Below are 15,987 nucleotides of genomic sequence, written 5' to 3'. Positions count from 1 at the left end.
GTGATTTTATGGATAGAGATGTGGTGGAGTATTGGAAATATTATATAGAAAATGGTAAAAAAGACGGTGAAGTTGATATTGCAAATTTTATAAAAAATAGAGGCAAATGAGATTCTATTGAGCAAAATTTAAGTTTTGTTCTAATCTCCTTAATGGACAAAAGAGATAACCCTTATCAACAAATCGCTTGAAAATTTTCGCTACAAAGACGCGTAAATGTACGAAAGGAATAAAATGAGTAAAATTTACAATCTAAACGCTGACACGAAAGTGATCGCGAAAAGCGTCGTTAGCAAGAGATTTTTGATTGCGGAAATACTCACGTTGAGGTGTTTGCCTTTAACGATGCCAAGTGCAAGATCTGATTAGCGTGGAACAAAAGTATCGATAAGAGATGTCAGATAAATATAGCGCAATTGCTTTAAATTTAAAATATGCTGCCCACAAAATCTGTGCGACATAGAAATTCAACCACTTATCAGCACGCGACCGTGAATTAATTAAAGAGAATAAACCGCGTAAACGATCGAAATTTGTGCGGATAAATTTGCCCGCAAAATACAGCTCAAATGTCGATTAAATTCGGTACTGAGCACCGCGCAAATAGCGTAAATTTAAAATCAATAAATCGCGCATTCTTTACGCGCATACCAAAGGAGCGACGGATGAAAATTTTATGGCAAAGTAGGCTTCAAAACAGACTTCGCAATATCGGCGAAAACGTCCCAATAAAGGGCGATCACGCAGTTTACGCAGGCGATAACGACGAGCAAAAGCAGATGAAGCTTAGAAAATTCTCGTTCGCAAGCGGCGAGCAGCTAGCCGGCGCGCCTTTCCGCGATTTTACCCGTGCCGCGACCTTTGACGATGACGGCCGCACGCTCGTAGTTTTGGGCCTTGTAGACACGATTTATAAATTTAACGCCGCGGATCTCGCGCTCATCACAAAGCACAAAAAGGGCGTGCTAAAATACGGCAATTTTATCGCGCTAAGTAGCAAGGGTGGCGATAAAAAGGCTATTACGGCGACCGATGACACGCTTTTTATTTACGATTTTGAGACGCAGACGGGCATGCGAAAGCGATTAAAGGGCTGTGCGGCGATTTTTAAGCAGGATGAGCTAAATTTCTTGATTTTTACGCGCTTAGGTCAAATTTACCGCTTAAATTTAAGCGGTTGCGAGCTTAAAATCATCACTAAAACTTGCCCTATGACGCAGGCGCAGCGCGCAAGCGGCGGATATTGCATTCGCGCGGGCGAGACTGGCGAAAACGGCGAAATAGAGGGTGCTAACGAGCTTGTTTTTACGGACGCAAATTTTAACGTTAAATTCCGCGTGAAGCTCGATTTTGATTTCGACAAATTCGAGCTTACGGCGGATGGACCGGACGGCTGGCGCGGGCACTTTATAAACGAGCCGAATGAGCTGAGGGTTCTTGATATTGTGCGTAGCGAGGCGGGCGACCTCGAGAGCGGCGAGCACGACGGCTCGGGCAAATTTGCGCACGATAAAGCCGAGGAATTTAGATGCGACGAAGCGGACGAATTTAATCGCGGCGGCTCGGGCGAATTTACGCAGGGCAAGGCGAGCAAATCCAGGTGCGAAGCGACGGATAAATTTGAGTGCGACGAGCCCTTTAAATTTAAACTCGGCGAGCAGGTCCAATACCTCGCGGCAAAGCCCGTGCTGGCGCATAAATTTAAACAAAAGGGTGTGAGAATTTTAGGCGTCGTTACAGCTGCTTCTTGCCGGGCTGCGAGCACAAAATACGAAGCGAAGCAGAAGGGCGCATTTGCCGAGCAAAATTTAGCGTCCAGAGGCGGCCGCGGTATTGAAAACCGTGAATATTCACTCCTCGCTCCCGGTAAAAATGAAAAACGCAGGCATCGCGCGCCTGAGTGCGCCCGCGATCTCGTACTAGTCGATAATGCCTACGACGAGGACGCGGATCAAATTTTAACCTGCTATGAGATCTAAGCCATTGTCCAAGCACACCCATATTCCTGATTTAAAATTTGCAGCCGTGATTTCACGCCTTTAATTAAGGCAGGTTTGTTAAAAATTTTGCAAAAATTTTATATAGAATTCTACCAAGACGCGGAAATACCCGTTTAAAAATTCTACGACATGCAGGCGAGACCGTTGCAAAACGGCGCGGCTAGCGATGAGTACGGCGCGGCGGCGAGAATAAATCTTAACGCCCTAAGTGCGAGCAAATTTAAAGCGCAATCTCAAAGAGGTACGCGCGAAATTTTATCCCTAGCAGCGGGCTAAATTTCATGACTCGCACGCCCGCACCCTATCAAATTTAAAATTTCAGATCAACGACGATTTGTACGGCGCGACCGCGCCCTTTTCGCCGCTATCAGCACTTGACGTTTTTTGCCTTACTATCTTGCATCGCGCGGAAAAATTCCGCCCTGCTTAGCGGGACTTCGTCAGGATGGGCGCTTCTGAAATGGCGCAGGTAGCCCTCGTAATCGCCGAGCCCGATGAGCGGCGCAAGCGCGGCATCCGCGCGCGCCAAAAACCTCGCCACGGCCTTCGGGGCTGCGAGCGGATTAAATTTAAACTTTTTCATAAACGCCCCTATCCACGTACTCGCTTTCCGCCAGCTTAAAATATCCCTCGCTCGCGCCGCCTTTTGAAATTTTAAGGCACATTCGGATCGTTTGGGCGATGACTATGATCGTAACGACGACGAAAAGAGCACATAGCACGGCGTCGATGACGTTATTTCTGATGATAGCCTGCGCCTTTTCGATCGCGGCGGGATCGCTCAGGCTAGCGAGCTTGGCAGCGGTATTTTGCGCGATAGCCACGTGGCTTACCGCGTCGTGCACGCGCTCGCCGTTAGCCGGCATCAGCTTTAAGATCGCCGCATAAAGCGTGGTTATAAGCACCCAAATCGCAGGAGCGATCGTGACGAAGGCGTATTTTTGCTTGCCCATTTTAAAAAGCACCACCGTCGCAAGCAGCAGCGCGATGCCCGCGAGCATCTGATTGGACGCGCCGAAAAGCGGCCACAGCGTGTAAATTCCGCCCATAGGATCGGTAACGCCGCTGTAGAGCAGATAGCCCCAGCCCGCCACGCAGATCACCGTCGCGATGATGCCGTAGAGGGAATTTTTAGTATCGGAAAAGGGCTTATAGACGTTGCCTAAAATTTCTTGCACCATAAAGCGCCCCGTGCGCGTGCCCGCATCGACCGCGGTCAGAATAAACAGCGCCTCAAACAAAATCGCGAAATGGTACCAAAACGCCATCAGCTCCTTGCCGCCGATGATCTGATGCAGCAGCATCGTTAGCCCCATCGCAAAGGTAGGAGCGCCGCCCGTACGGCTCATCATCGTGGTTTCGCCGACGTTTGAAGCCAAGGCACCGATCTGCTCGGGCGTAATGCTAAATCCGATAGAATTTATGTACGCCGCGGCGCTTACCGCGTCTTTGCCCAGCACCGCGGCGGGCGAGTTGATAGCGAAGTATTCGCCCGGGCTTAGGATGCACGCCGATACGAGCGCCATTACGCCCACGAGGCTCTCCATAAGCATCGAGCCGTAGCCGATGAAAAGAGTGTGAGTTTCGCGCTCGAGCATCTTCGGCGTCGTGCCGCTGGAGATCAGCGCGTGAAAGCCCGAGATCGCGCCGCATGCGATCGTGATAAACAAAAACGGAAATATCGGACCTGCAAAAACGGGACCCGTGCCGTCGATAAATTTCGTCGTAGCGGGCATTTTAAGCTCGGGTGCGACAAAGATTATCGCGACCGCCATGCCGATGATGACGCCAAGCTTAAGAAAGGTGCTTAGATAATCGCGCGGCGCGAGCAGCAGCCACACGGGCAAAATCGCCGCGATAAAGCCGTAGCCGATCGTAAGAAGCGCGAGCGTCTCGCCCTTTAGCGAAAAAACGTCGTGCCAGTACGGATCGATCGAGACGTAATGCCCGCCCCAAAGCGAAAGCATCAGCAAAATAAAGCCGATGATCGATGCCTCGCTGACCTTGCCCGGGCGCAAGAACCTCATGTAAATTCCCATAAATATGGCGATCGGTATCGTCATCGCGATCGTAAAAAGCCCCCACGGCGAGTTTGCGAGCGCCTTTACGACGACCATCGCCAAGATCGCCACGATGATCAGCATGATGAAAAAAATCCCGATCATCGCGATACCGCCGGTGAGCTTGCCCATCTCATCTTTGATCATCTCGCCTAGGCTCTTGCCGCCGCGTCGCGTAGATAGCACGAGCACGATGAAATCATGCACCGCGCCTGCGAGCACGACGCCTACCAAAAGCCAAATGGTGCCGGGCAGATAGCCCATCTGTGCGGCCACTACCGGGCCTACGAGCGGTCCTGCGCCAGCGATAGCGGCGAAATGGTGCCCGAAAAGGACGTATTTGTTTGTAGGGACGTAATCGCGCCCGTCGTTTCGGATCACCGCAGGAGTTGCGCGGCGATCGTCCAGCTCAAAGACGCGATACGCGATAAAGCGCCCGTAGAAGGTGTATCCGATCAGATAGATGCACGCGCTGGCTACTACGAGCCAAACGGCGCTGATGCTCTCGCCTTTATTTAGCGCAAGTACGCCGAAACACCACGCCCCTATGACGGCGACCGCCGCCCAAAGGATCTTTTGCCATGTTTTCATGCTCTCTCCTTAAAACTTAGCGAGCAGCTTCGGCGCAATTCGTCGTTTTAATAAAACGGCTCGCACCTTTAAAGCGGGGCTCGTTAAATAAAATTTAGTGCGTATTTTATCGGCGTTTTTATAATTTAAAGCTGAATCGCGAAATTAAAAAGAGCTCTTTCGGCGTTTAAATTTAACGCCTAAATTTTGAATTTCAAATTTAAAGAGGCGGCTTGGAGACGCGCGAGATTTTAACATTTAATCGCCCTAAATTTAACTCCGTAGCCCTTAGCCGTTACGGAATTTATCGCGGTTTAAGAAACCAAGCGATAAAATCCTATGATAACGATTTTAATTTCTTAACAAAAATCGCGAATACTTTTAGGAGGAAATTTATGCCGAATCAGGTGTGCGGCTACGTACTTTTTCGCGCTGATATCAAAAGCTATGCAAGCTTCAAAAATAATTGCGCCAGCCGCGAGAATTTCATAAATTCCGCATGCATAAATTCCCGACGCCGCTTAAATTTTAAAAATATCCGCCGCGACGAAATCTGCGCGTATAGTTCGCCTGGTGGACTATGAGCTTTAAATTTTATCTCTTTCTAATCGCAGCTTTCATATTGCTTGCTTTAGTAGCCGTAAGTAGCGGCGGAGCGAGCATTTCGCTGGGCGACGTAGTAAAATTTTTCACCTTCGGCGAGATAGACGAGACCAAGCAGCTCATCTTGCTACAAATGCGCCTGCCGCGCCTCGTGCTTGGAATTTTAATAGGCGCGCTGCTGGCAACTTCGGGAGTGGTGGTGCAAAGCGTATTTTTAAACCCGCTTGCGGACCCCTACATCATCGGTATTGCCTCGGCAGCGACTTTCGGCGCGGTTATAGCTTACCTGCTTGGGCTTAGCGACGTTTTTTACGGAATTTTCGCATTTTTGGCCGCCGGCGGGCTTTCGCTCGTGATCTTTAAGCTCGCCGCCCTCACTCGCTCGATCTCGACTCTGCTGATCGTAGGCATCGCCGTATCGTCGTTTTTAGGCGCATTTACCTCTTTCGCGGTCTATCTCATCGGAGAGGATAGCTTTAGGATTACGGCGTGGATGATGGGCTATCTAGGCGGCGCAAACTGGCAAAAGATCGCGCTTTTGCTGCCGCCGCTGCTGTTTTGCATGGCGTATTTTTACGCGAAGCGCCACGAGCTAAATATCATCTTAAACGGCGACGAGGAGGCGAAATCGCTGGGACTCAACGTCGATAAGTCCAAAAAGAGCCTACTCATCGTCTCCTCGCTCATCATCGGCTTTTCGGTCGCATTTACGGGGATGATAGGCTTCGTGGGGCTCATCATTCCGCATACGCTTCGTATGGCGCTTCACACGGCGAGCAACGCCGTGCTGATCCCTGCTAGCGCGCTTACCGGCGGAGTTTTTTTGGTTTTTTGCGACGTAATCGCTAAAAACGCCCTCTCGCCGGTAGAAATTCCGATCGGCGTGGTGACCTCCTTTTTCGGGGCGCCATTTTTTCTATACCTAGCGTTTAGGAAGCATGCATGAAAATTTCGGCGCTAAACTTCAGCTACGGCAAGCGGGCGATCTTGCGAGGCATCGAGTTAAATTTAAAGCGGGGTAAATTTTACGGGATTTTGGGTCCTAACGGCTGCGGCAAGAGCACTTTGCTAAAAAACATCTTGCAAATTTTAAAGCCTGCAAGCGGGATCATCGAAATAAACGGCAAAAAGGCAAGCGAGTATAGCCTAAAAGAGCTTGCGGCGCTAATCGGCTTCGTGCCGCAAAAAACAGCCCTCGCAGCCGCGCTAAACGTGAATGAAATTTTACTTGCGGGCAGATTTTGCCGCCTAAAAAGCGCATTTAGCGGCTACGATGCGAGCGACCGCGACAAGGTAGAGCAAATCGCCGAGCTTTTGGACGTGAAGAAATTTTTAAATCGCAGCGCGTTTGAGCTAAGCGGCGGCGAGTTCGGGCGCGTGCTGCTTGCCAGAGCGCTCGTAAGCGAGCCTGAAATTTTACTGCTTGATGAGCCCACGGGTGCGCTTGATATGAACTACGCGATCGAGGCGATGAGGATCTGCGAAAATTTAACCAAAACGCTAAATTTAACGAGCGTCATCGTACTGCACGATCTAAATTTAGCCTCGCTGTTTTGCGATGAAATTTTGATGCTAAAAGATGGCGCAGTGAGGTATCGCGGTAGCGCGAGCGAGCTTTTTACGCCGCAGATCATAAAAGAAATTTACGGCTTTGACGCCCTGATAGTCGAAAATTTAGGAACCAAATTTATCTTACCGCAAAAGGAGAAATTATGAAAAAAATTCTTATAGCTTTGCTTTCGGCGAGTTTTGCGCTCGCCAAAGGTCTAGTCGTACTTGATCCCGCAGCAGTCGAGATCATCTATGCTTTAGGCGCGCAGGATCAGATCGCTGCGATCTCAACTACCTCGATGAGCAAGATCCGCCCGGAGGCAGAAACCGCGAAACTACCGAGCGTAGGCACCTACGTAAAGCCGAATATGGAAAAGATCGTCGAGCTTAAGCCCGATCTGGTCATCACGAGCTTTCACTCCGCAGGCGTTAGCGAGAATCTGCAAAAACTGGGACTTAAGAGCCTTGCGATGGATGCAAACTCTACCGCAGATATCTGCCAAAACGTAAAGAAGGTCGCGGCGATCGTAAAAAAAGAGAGCGAGGCGGATAAAATTTGCGCTCAGATGGATGGAATTTTTGCAGACAAACCCGCTCTTCGCGGCAAAAAAGTAGCGCTATTTTTCGGCTCAAACGCCACTATGGCCTTTAACGACAAAACCCTAGTAGGCGATATCTTCGCTCGCCTAGGCGCCAAAAATATCACAGACGGCCTAAAAGGTAGCACGCCTTCTGTATCTGCCGAATACATCTTGGAGCAAAACCCCGATATTATGGTCATCGTAGGCGGCGAGACGGAGGATTTTTTAAAAGCAAATCCGATCCTTAGAAATACCAAAGCGGTAAAATCGGGCAAAATTTTAAAGGCCCCGACGCTTATCTTGCGGGGTAGCCCGCAGATCGGCGAGACGGTGGATGAAATTTACGCGGAGGCAACGAAATAGATGTTTAAAGAACGCATTAAATCCCACCATCGCTCCAAGCTTTTCGAGAGCGTCTCCGCAAGCGAAAACGAGCTGTTCGATGCGCTGGAGCAGCCCGCAAAAGACGGCGACTGCGTGATCTATCTGCACGTGCCGTTTTGCGACAACATCTGCTCGTTTTGTTCAATGATGCGCTCCAAACTCGGCGACGAGCTGGATGAATACGCTAAATTTTTGATCCGCCAGATCAAAGACTACGGCGAGATGCCCTACTTCGACACCAAAAAGATCAAAAGTATCTACTTCGGCGGCGGCACGCCGAGCGTCTTTAGCGAGACGCACTTCGAAAAGGTTCTAGGCGCGCTGCATAAAAATTTTAAGATCGCAGAGGACTGCGAGATCAGCGTAGAGACCACTCTGCATAATTTAGACCTTCAAAAGGCGCTTGCCTTGCAAAGCTTCGGCGTAAACCGCTTTAGCATCGGCGTGCAGACCTTCAGCAGACAGGGGCGCGCGCTTCTAAACCGAGTGCATAAGCCCGCTCGCGCAATCGAGCGACTAAAGGAGCTTAGAGAAAAATTTGACGGCATGCTCTGCTGCGACATCATCTACAACTTCCCCAACGAAAGCGTGGAGGAAGCGCTAGAGGACGCGCGCTATGTAGATGAGCTAGGTCTAGATAGCGCCAGCTTTTACTCGCTGATGTTTTTCGAGGGCTCGGAGTTATACAAAAAGATCGACAAATCCTACTATGATCTAGAGATCGATAAGAAGCTACACCACGCTTTCGCGGGCGCACTACTTGTCGGAAGCGATAATTTCGAGGTTTTGGAGCTTACCAAGCTCGCTCGAAAAGGTCGCGATAACTACGGCTACATCAAGCTAAGCCACAAGGGCACGGACGTCCTTCCTATCGGCAACGGCGCGGGCGGACACGTAGCGGGCTTCGGAATTTACGGCGTGTCAGGACACAAGATGATCTCGCGAATCGATGAGCGCGAAGCAAAATACGGCGTACTAAGCAATCTATTTCAGTATCCGATCGTAAATTTAAGCGAGTTAAAAACCGCCCTAAGCGCGAGCGTTTATGACGAAGCGCTGCAGAAACTAAAGGAATTTGAGAGCTGGGGGCTTTTGGAGCTTAAGGATGAAAAATCGGTCTTAAACTTGGACGGAGTTTTTTGGGGCAACAACATCAACGAAGAGATAGCAAACATTATGAAAAAGGATTTTGTATGAAAAAAATCGTGTTTTACACCTCACAAACGGGTAACACGAAAAAGGTGGGCGACGCGATCGCCGAGCAACTAGGCTGCGAGAGTCTAAATTTCCGCGACTTTGAAGGCGAGGTCGATGATTACGACTTCATAGCCTTGGGCTTTTACGTCGATAAGGGCGAAGCCGAAGCGAAATTTATGCGCTTTTTACGCAAGATTCACGGCAAGAAGCTTGGCGTTTTTATGACTCTGGGCGCGGAGCCGGACGGCGAACACTCGCGCAAGTGCCTAGATACCTTTGAAGAGGGGCTTAAAGCAAACGGTAACGAGATTATAAGGGAGTTTGCCTGCCAGGGCGCGATCGATCCGAACCTACTTGAGACGATGCGCAAAATGGCGGCCGGCGGCAACTCGCCTCATCCTATGACCCCCGAGCGACTTGCGCGCTGGGCGGAGGCTGCGAAACACCCGGACGAGAAGGATCTGGCGGATGCAAAAGCAGCATTTGCGGGGATAAAGTAAAATTTAATCGCGTTGCGCCGCCTAAATACTGCGCGACGCGAACAAAATCAAATCATTACCCGTCCCCTCCCGCGATTTACGCAATTTAAAATTTTATCTTTGCTAAATTTGAACGACGAATTTCATTCCTACAAGCAAATTTGCCGCTGCAGGCGCAGGTCTTGCTCTAGAATTTAAACGATAAAATTTCATTTCGCGCGCAATAGATCAAACAATGCCGCCGACTTTGCGTCGCTAATGCGCGCTATGAACGCAAAAAAGCGCTTTTGCGAGCGACCGGCCTGCGAGTGGTGCCGTCATCCAATATGCTGATCGTCGCCGCTCATAGCCGCGCGACAACTTATCTATCGTCGCTCATTACCGCACCGCCGCAGCGGTGCGGAGCGTGAGCATAAAAATATTTTAGGCGTACTCTCAAGAGGACATCACCGAGCTTAATAAATTTTAGTGCGGTACTTTTACTATGTGCTCGTAAGCATAAATAAAATTCTTTAGCAAAAATTTTTAAGACAAAAATAGCAAAAGATTTGCAAGCAACGGATAAAATTTCATTATGGCTAAGATTCCATTGTGATCGCAATCATATCCGTTCTATCTGCCCATAGCTTTTTAAATTTCGCTTTTTGCCTCACTTATTGTTTTATTTAATTTCGCAGCAAATTCCTCTTTGCTTATTTCTTTAAACGCTTCGTTGGGTACGGCGATAAAAAGACTTCCTTCCAGCAAAATTACCAAAAAATCGCGCTCCATTACCACCTCACAAAATTCCGCATCATAAATGAGCGTATCTCGCTCGCTTACGAATATAAATTGCCCCTTTAAATCGTCTGAAATTTCAATGCTAAAATAGCCGAAAGTGACATTTTTATTCTTATTATATATCGCGGAATTTAGTAGCCACGATCTAACGCAAATAGCATAAATATAAAAAACTGCGCAAGCAGTAGGCAAGATAGCTCCTAAGCTCTTTATCCAGGACTTATCACCATAGTACTCGCGTAAAAACTCTATCCAATCATCCTCAAAAATAAAAAGGCAGGCCGAAAACGCAAAAGCGAAAAGCAAATCTGTCGCGCAGACGGTGCGGATGAACTTGCTCCCTTTATAAATTCTGCGCGAAATTCTAGTTCTCATTTTAGCAAATTTCCGGTTATCTTGTAGCGAGTAAGAAATCAACATATCTTTCCTTTAAAATTTTGCTAATTTTAGCTAAAATTAGCAAAAATAAAAAGATCTGTAAAATTACATTGCATGCTGCGTTTGCGCCTCTTCGGCGATACGGCCAGTAGATGGAAGGACACTACTAATGCAAGCGGTAAAAGGGCGAGCTAAATTTAATAAATTTCTACCGAAGGAGGGATCGTGAAAAATACAGCATTCATCACGGGCGCTACGAGCGCTGCTGTCATCCAATACACCGCCCGCCATTTTGCGACGGCCTGAGCATTAAAAATCCAGCTTTTGCGAGCAAGTAGCCCGCGAGCGCCACGGTCGCGATCATCGGTTATCGCCCGTCGCCACGCGCCGTAGGCGCCGCTGTCAGACGCCGTTCTCCCGCCGCGCTATAACCTATCTGCTGCCGCTCATCACCCCGTCACGCGACACCTGCCGCCGCCAATCGCCCCGCCGCCTTGGCGCAGAATCAAGTTCAAACCGAACCGCTAAATTTTAAATTCTACAAAAGTCTCATCGCGTGTAAATTTTAATTCGGAAAATGCGTAAAATTTAGGTAAAATTCCACCCAAACGCTTTGACGGTCAAAATTTAAAGGGGCGAAAATGACGAATTTCGAGTACGCTAGTCGCATTAACGAGGCTGCGGGGCTAGATTTAAGCTTAGATTGCAAAGAGATCGATCTGCAGGATAAGCTTTACGGGCTTTTTCAGTGCTTCATTCCTGACGGCGCCGGCGTGGAGGCAGTGTTTGCGCCGCTACAAAACGGCACCGAGCTACAAGCGCGTATAATGCCGATCTATGCAGTCACGGCGCAGCAGACGCAAGAGGCGTTCGATCAGGGCGTGGCGCCCGGGTATTTTTGCCCGCCGCAGGATCCGAAATTTGGTGGCGAAGCGCTTAAGAACCTAGCTTTAGCGCACATTCGAAATTTAAAAATTTTCGCAGAATTTCTAGGCAAGAGCGGACTTTTAAAGATACTTGAGCAGATAAAATCCGCTCGCGTGCAGGAGAGCTTTGATCTCGCGGATCACGAAGACGAGCTTGCGGACGCCGTCTATGAGGCGATCACGGAGTGGATGATAGATTCGCCTAAGCTCGATGCGAAGCTATGGGTGCTCGGCGAGGCGTACTATTCGATCAACTGCGACTACCTGCTACCTGTGTACTTGCAGTATCCAAACTACGCGCAAAGGCCGCAGGAGGACTTTTTGAAGCCCTACTTCGAGCTGTATCTAGCGGGACGGCAGATCGCGTTTGAGCGCGGCGAGATCGTGGTTTTCACGCACTAAATTTACGCGGGCAAAGGAAGCGAATGAGTGCCCACAAGCGACTAAAATTTGAGCCTTTCAAAAAAAGGAAGTGAGCTACGCCCACAAATGGCTGAAATTTAAGCTCAGCAACTATGGGCACAAATGCTTATCGCATATCCAAAAAAACCTTCGTCGTAATCAAGCATCTAGCAGGTTGTCTGCGTCGCATCAAGTCGCTTAAAATATTTCTGCTTTGCGTAGCCGCCGCTTTCAGCACCTTGCTAGAGCAAAATCTCCGCACATCGTTGATGTTTGGATAATTAAATTTCTTCCATCACCCTGCTGCCCTCACTTTGTATGAGGTACCCAAATAATTTACTTGCGCTAATGCTTGTTAGTCGAAATTCATCTAAATTTTAAAGAGGAATTTTGACGCAGAATTTTATGGAATTTCGCTGCCGAAAATCTCGCAAGCAATAAAATTCTATCGATTTACGCTCTTAAATTTGCTCAAATCGCCGCCTGTTTTATAAAATTCTTCAGCGTCGATCATCGTGCCGTCAGGCAGCTTACAAACGGTGTAGTCCACGCCGTTGCCGTCTTTGCGGACGATCAGCTCGCCGCCGTTTTTGATACAAAAATCCCCCGCAGCGCTAGCCTCTGCGCTCACCGAAGCGAAAGCGCCCACCACAAGCGCTACTGCAAAAAATCTCTTAAAACTCATTTAAATCCTTTCGTTTAATTTTGCCCGTTTTTAGGGTTAAGCTTAAATTTAGGCGCCAGATACGCTAAACCTGCGCCTAAATAAATAAACCGCCGACCCTCCTTGAACACCGATAATAACGTTTTAAATATTAAATCCTACCTAAGAAATCCCAGCAGCGCCAAGTCCGCTCGCCGCTGCAAAATCAAAGCCATCAGACTTCATCCAATGCAAAATTTAACATCATAAATTTTGTCTTCAATAAAATTTTAGCGGTGAAATCTAAGCCATACCAAAGCTATTTCTGCCGTAAAATACCGGCTATAAAAGCGAGGGCTGCGGCAAATACCAGCTCAGCAACAAGGCAAGCGCGGATCCTAAACGATCTCGTCTATAGGCGCGAGCTGCGTTCAAATCCTTTAAATTTAACCGCTGCTAGCCGTTTTTGCGCGCAAACTCGCCCATAAAGGAGACTAGTTTTTCAACGTCCTCGTAGTTTATCGCGTTGTAGATCGAGGCGCGGATGCCGCCTAAGACGCGGTGTCCTTTAAGCCCGATCATCCCCTCCGCCTCCGCCTGCGCGACGAAGATGGGCTCAAGCGCGGCATCTGCGATATTAAAGCTCACGTTCATCAGGCTGCGGCTCTCCTTTTGCGCGTGGCCGCGGTAGAAACCGCCGCTAGCATCGATCGCGCCGTAGAGTAGCGCCGCTTTGCGCTTGTTGCGCTCGTGCATCGCCGCGAGCCCGCTGATCTCATCCTTGATCCAGCCGAGCATTAAATTTAGCATGTAAATTCCGAAAGTGTTTGGGGTATTGCTCATCGAGTCCGCGTCCGCCTGCGTCTTGTAGCGCAGGATCATCGGCGTTTTGGGGTTTGCGCGGTCCAGCAGATCCTTGCGGATCGCCACCATCGTAACGCCCGCGGGGCCGCCGTTTTTCTGAATGCCGCCGTAAAACATCCCCACGTTGCTAAGCTCCACCGGCCGCGAAAACAGATCGCTCGAGCTATCGACTACGAGCGGACAGCCGCACTGCGGCAGCTGCGGATACTGCGTGCCGTAGATCGTGTTGTTCGAGCAGATGTAGCCGTAATCGGCGTCGTCAGAGAATTTAACCTCGGGGATGCGGTCGAATTTACTCTCTTCGCTGCTTGCGACCACGCGGTAGTTTATGCCGAGCACGCCCGCTTCCTTGATCGCCTTGCTCGTCCAGTTGCCCGTGTTGGCGTATTCTGCGACGCCGCCTGCGTATAGGTTCATCGGCACCTGCGCGAATTGCAGGCTCGCGCCGCCTTGCAAAAATAAAATCGTAAAATCGTCCGAAAAGCCGTAGAGATCGCGCACGCGGTCCATCGCGCTATGTAAAACTTCCTCGAAAATTTTGGTGCGGTGCGAGATCTCCATTATCGAAAATCCTTGCCCTGCGTAGTTTAGCAGCTCCTCTTGAGCCTGCTTTAGCACGCCCAGCGGGATGGTGCTAGGTCCTGCGCTAAAATTTAAAACCCTATCCATTTTGCCTCCTTTAGATGATTTTTGCATTTTTGCTAAGCTGCTGCGAGCAAAGGACGAACTCGTCGCCCGCGGCAAGCTCACCCAAGCTCACCGTTTTGCCGCCCTTTTGGATTTGAACGAGGTCTTTGGTGATCTCAAAAAATTTCGCCTTTTGCGCCAAAAGTTCATCCTTTGCGCTTAGCACGTGCTCCGCAGCGCTTAGTTTGGAGGCCACGAAGCTTTTAAATTTAAGCTCTAAATTTGAAAGCTTGGCAATCGAGCCTGAAATTTTCGGCTCGATAGATTTTGATCTAAGCTCCAGAGCTGCGAGGCTCAGCGCGTTTTGTGCGGATAAAATTTTATCTTTTATCAGCCTATCAAATGCGTCGCTTATGCCGTCTAAGCTCTGAAAGATCGCGCAAATATCGGGCAGCAGATCGATCATCGCGGCGGTAGGCGTGAGGCTTCGATGATCGGCTACGAAATCACTGATGCTAAAATCAATCTCGTGCCCGACCGCCGAGATGACGGGCGTTTTGGCTGCATAGATCGCGCGCGCCAAGGCCTCGTCGTTGAAGCACCACAGATCCTCGCGTGAGCCGCCGCCGCGAGCGATTACGATCGCATCGTAGCCCTTCTCGTCGGCTGCGCGCAGCGCACTTATGATCGAAGCAGGCGCGCTCTCGCCTTGCACTAGCGCGTTATACAAATCGATCTTGCAAAGCGCGAAGCGGTCCTGCACCGTGCGAAGCATATCTGCCTGCGCCGCAGAGCTCGCGCTTGTGATGATCGCGATGCTTTGGGCAAATTTCGGAAGCTGTTTTTTGTGCGCGGCATCAAAAAGCCCCTCTTTGCTAAGCCTTTCTTTTAGCGCGGCAAACGCCGCTTCCAGCTCGCCCTCGCCGCTTTTGCGGATGTTTGAGACCTGGATCTGATATGCGCCCGTGGGGGCGTATAGCGAGACTTTGCCGCTTAGGACGAGCTTATCGCCCACTGCGGGGATAAAATTTATCCGCGCGGCGTTAAATTTAAACATCGCGCAATCGATCGCCGCGCTCGCGTCTTTGATCGTGAAATACCAGTGCCCGCTCGTGCTTTGAATTCTAAATTTAGAGATCTCGCCCTCGACCTCGACGAAGCTAAAGCTCGTCTCCAAAAGCGCCTTGGCTTGGGCGTTTAGCTCGCTTACGCTAAGCATCGTCGCTCTTCCGCGCGATTTTCTCCGCGATAAAAAGCGTGCTGACGTCGAAGCTGAAACCCTTTTGCACGCGCAGCTCAAAGCCCGCATTTTTGAGCTTTTCGCTAAAGCTCGCGGCGTCTAGGAAGCTACCGATGGAGCTTGGTAGATACTCGTAGGCTTCTTTGTTTTTTGAGATGAAGGCGCCGATTTTGGGTAAAATTTTACTCACGTAAAAATCTCTGATTTTAAACGCGAGCCCGCCGCTTGCGGCTTTGGTAAATTCCAAAACCACGAGCGAACCTCCCGGTTTTATAACGCGATTAAACTCCGCAAGCGCTGCGTCCAGCTCCACGACGTTTCTTATGCCGTAGCTGATGCTTAAAATATCCACGCTCGCGTCATCCAGTGTCGTGGCGCCCGCGGTTGCTTTGATAAACTCGCAGCCAGGAAATTTTTGCCTAGCTACCTCGAGCATCCCTTCGCTAGGATCGATCCCCACGATCCGCTCGATCTGCACGCCGTGCTGCGCCGCGCCGTCGCGCCACGAGCTTATCATATCGCCCGTGCCGCACGCGATGTCGGCGATACTCACGAGCTTTCCTTTAAGCTTTTCAAGCGTCAGCTCGACCGCTTTTTTGCGCCACGAAACGTCCACGCCGAAGCTGATGGCGCGGTTTGCCAGATCGTAGGTAGGCGCGATCTGATCGAACATCTTTATGATTTTTTCCTGTTTTTGCACGG

At 49.7% G+C, this 15,987-nt stretch carries 14 protein-coding genes; 7 read left to right on the top strand and 7 right to left on the bottom strand.

The window, feature by feature from the left end; translation table 11 throughout:
• The first annotated feature begins 665 nt into the window (after positions 1–665).
• Entirely contained in the window at positions 666–1,979 is a 1,314-nt protein-coding gene (locus tag Q0537_RS02480) for a hypothetical protein (RefSeq protein WP_299224825.1), read from the top strand.
• Between the two features lie 388 nt (positions 1,980–2,367).
• On the opposite strand, the gene kcuS is transcribed toward Q0537_RS02480, so the two are convergent.
• Positions 2,368–2,583 (bottom strand): KCU-star family selenoprotein, encoded by a 216-nt coding sequence (kcuS, locus tag Q0537_RS02475; protein ID WP_295150910.1) that lies wholly within the window; start codon positions 2,581–2,583, stop codon positions 2,368–2,370.
• Positions 2,570–4,651, bottom strand: a complete 2,082-nt coding sequence (locus Q0537_RS02470) for a carbon starvation CstA family protein (RefSeq protein WP_299224822.1) — start codon at positions 4,649–4,651, stop codon at positions 2,570–2,572. The genes kcuS and Q0537_RS02470 overlap by 14 nt, the downstream gene beginning before the upstream one ends.
• 559 nt (positions 4,652–5,210) lie before the next feature.
• Here Q0537_RS02470 and Q0537_RS02465 point away from each other — a divergent pair.
• From Q0537_RS02465 to Q0537_RS02445, 5 genes are read left to right on the top strand one after another with little or no spacing between them, the layout of a single operon-like run.
• Positions 5,211–6,179, top strand: coding sequence for an iron ABC transporter permease (locus tag Q0537_RS02465; RefSeq protein WP_299224820.1), 969 nt, complete (start codon positions 5,211–5,213; stop codon positions 6,177–6,179).
• On the top strand, positions 6,176–6,949 hold the full coding sequence (locus Q0537_RS02460; RefSeq protein WP_299224818.1) for an ABC transporter ATP-binding protein: 774 nt from the start codon (positions 6,176–6,178) through the stop codon (positions 6,947–6,949). The genes Q0537_RS02465 and Q0537_RS02460 overlap by 4 nt, the downstream gene beginning before the upstream one ends.
• Entirely contained in the window at positions 6,946–7,728 is a 783-nt protein-coding gene (locus Q0537_RS02455) for an ABC transporter substrate-binding protein (protein WP_299224816.1), read from the top strand. Before Q0537_RS02460 ends, Q0537_RS02455 begins: the two co-directional genes overlap by 4 nt.
• Positions 7,729–8,946: a radical SAM protein gene (locus Q0537_RS02450; protein ID WP_299224814.1), complete on the top strand. Its 1,218-nt coding sequence runs from the start codon at positions 7,729–7,731 to the stop codon at positions 8,944–8,946.
• Positions 8,943–9,446, top strand: a complete 504-nt coding sequence (locus tag Q0537_RS02445) for a flavodoxin family protein (protein WP_299224812.1) — start codon at positions 8,943–8,945, stop codon at positions 9,444–9,446. The genes Q0537_RS02450 and Q0537_RS02445 overlap by 4 nt, the downstream gene beginning before the upstream one ends.
• Positions 9,447–10,055: 609 nt before the next feature.
• Here the strand turns inward: Q0537_RS02445 and Q0537_RS02440 are convergent.
• On the bottom strand, positions 10,056–10,625 hold the full coding sequence (locus Q0537_RS02440) for a hypothetical protein (RefSeq protein WP_299224810.1): 570 nt from the start codon (positions 10,623–10,625) through the stop codon (positions 10,056–10,058).
• A gap of 599 nt (positions 10,626–11,224) precedes the next feature.
• Between Q0537_RS02440 and Q0537_RS02435 the strand changes: the two genes are divergently transcribed.
• Complete coding sequence (locus Q0537_RS02435; RefSeq protein WP_299224808.1) at positions 11,225–11,911, top strand: hypothetical protein; 687 nt, start codon at positions 11,225–11,227, stop codon at positions 11,909–11,911.
• Positions 11,912–12,356: 445 nt separating this feature from the next.
• On the opposite strand, the gene Q0537_RS02430 is transcribed toward Q0537_RS02435, so the two are convergent.
• From Q0537_RS02430 to ubiE, 4 genes are all read right to left on the bottom strand, one after another.
• Complete coding sequence (locus Q0537_RS02430; protein WP_295150930.1) at positions 12,357–12,596, bottom strand: DUF333 domain-containing protein; 240 nt, start codon at positions 12,594–12,596, stop codon at positions 12,357–12,359.
• Between the two features lie 414 nt (positions 12,597–13,010).
• Positions 13,011–14,087 (bottom strand): 3-phosphoserine/phosphohydroxythreonine transaminase, encoded by a 1,077-nt coding sequence (gene serC / locus Q0537_RS02425; RefSeq protein WP_299224806.1) that lies wholly within the window; start codon positions 14,085–14,087, stop codon positions 13,011–13,013.
• A 10-nt stretch (positions 14,088–14,097) separates the two neighbouring features.
• Positions 14,098–15,264 (bottom strand): exodeoxyribonuclease VII large subunit, encoded by a 1,167-nt coding sequence (gene xseA / locus Q0537_RS02420; protein ID WP_299224804.1) that lies wholly within the window; start codon positions 15,262–15,264, stop codon positions 14,098–14,100.
• Positions 15,257–15,985 carry a bifunctional demethylmenaquinone methyltransferase/2-methoxy-6-polyprenyl-1,4-benzoquinol methylase UbiE gene (gene ubiE, locus Q0537_RS02415; protein ID WP_299224802.1) on the bottom strand — a complete coding sequence of 243 codons (729 nt, stop codon included), beginning with the start codon at positions 15,983–15,985 and terminating at the stop codon, positions 15,257–15,259. Before ubiE ends, xseA begins: the two co-directional genes overlap by 8 nt.
• Positions 15,986–15,987: the final 2 nt, after the last annotated feature.

Origin of the sequence: uncultured Campylobacter sp., from assembly GCF_938017775.1 — a bacterium.
In the GTDB taxonomy this organism is placed as follows: domain Bacteria; phylum Campylobacterota; class Campylobacteria; order Campylobacterales; family Campylobacteraceae; genus Campylobacter_B.
This window is presented reverse-complemented; position numbering and strand designations above follow the sequence as displayed.

Excerpts from the sequence above, each read along its gene's own strand:
- Q0537_RS02435 (WP_299224808.1), top strand. The coding sequence starts at position 11,225 with ATGACGAATTTCGAGTACGCTAGTCGCATTAACGAGGCTGCGGGGCTA.
- Q0537_RS02465 (WP_299224820.1), top strand. The coding sequence starts at position 5,211 with ATGAGCTTTAAATTTTATCTCTTTCTAATCGCAGCTTTCATATTGCTT.
- Q0537_RS02455 (WP_299224816.1), top strand. The coding sequence starts at position 6,946 with ATGAAAAAAATTCTTATAGCTTTGCTTTCGGCGAGTTTTGCGCTCGCC.
- Q0537_RS02445 (WP_299224812.1), top strand. The coding sequence starts at position 8,943 with ATGAAAAAAATCGTGTTTTACACCTCACAAACGGGTAACACGAAAAAG.
- Q0537_RS02430 (WP_295150930.1), bottom strand. The coding sequence starts at position 12,596 with ATGAGTTTTAAGAGATTTTTTGCAGTAGCGCTTGTGGTGGGCGCTTTC.
- xseA (WP_299224804.1), bottom strand. The coding sequence starts at position 15,264 with ATGCTTAGCGTAAGCGAGCTAAACGCCCAAGCCAAGGCGCTTTTGGAG.
- Q0537_RS02450 (WP_299224814.1), top strand. The coding sequence starts at position 7,729 with ATGTTTAAAGAACGCATTAAATCCCACCATCGCTCCAAGCTTTTCGAG.
- Q0537_RS02480 (WP_299224825.1), top strand. The coding sequence starts at position 666 with ATGAAAATTTTATGGCAAAGTAGGCTTCAAAACAGACTTCGCAATATC.
- Q0537_RS02460 (WP_299224818.1), top strand. The coding sequence starts at position 6,176 with ATGAAAATTTCGGCGCTAAACTTCAGCTACGGCAAGCGGGCGATCTTG.
- serC (WP_299224806.1), bottom strand. The coding sequence starts at position 14,087 with ATGGATAGGGTTTTAAATTTTAGCGCAGGACCTAGCACCATCCCGCTG.
- Q0537_RS02440 (WP_299224810.1), bottom strand. The coding sequence starts at position 10,625 with ATGTTGATTTCTTACTCGCTACAAGATAACCGGAAATTTGCTAAAATG.
- Q0537_RS02470 (WP_299224822.1), bottom strand. The coding sequence starts at position 4,651 with ATGAAAACATGGCAAAAGATCCTTTGGGCGGCGGTCGCCGTCATAGGG.
- kcuS (WP_295150910.1), bottom strand. The coding sequence starts at position 2,583 with ATGAAAAAGTTTAAATTTAATCCGCTCGCAGCCCCGAAGGCCGTGGCG.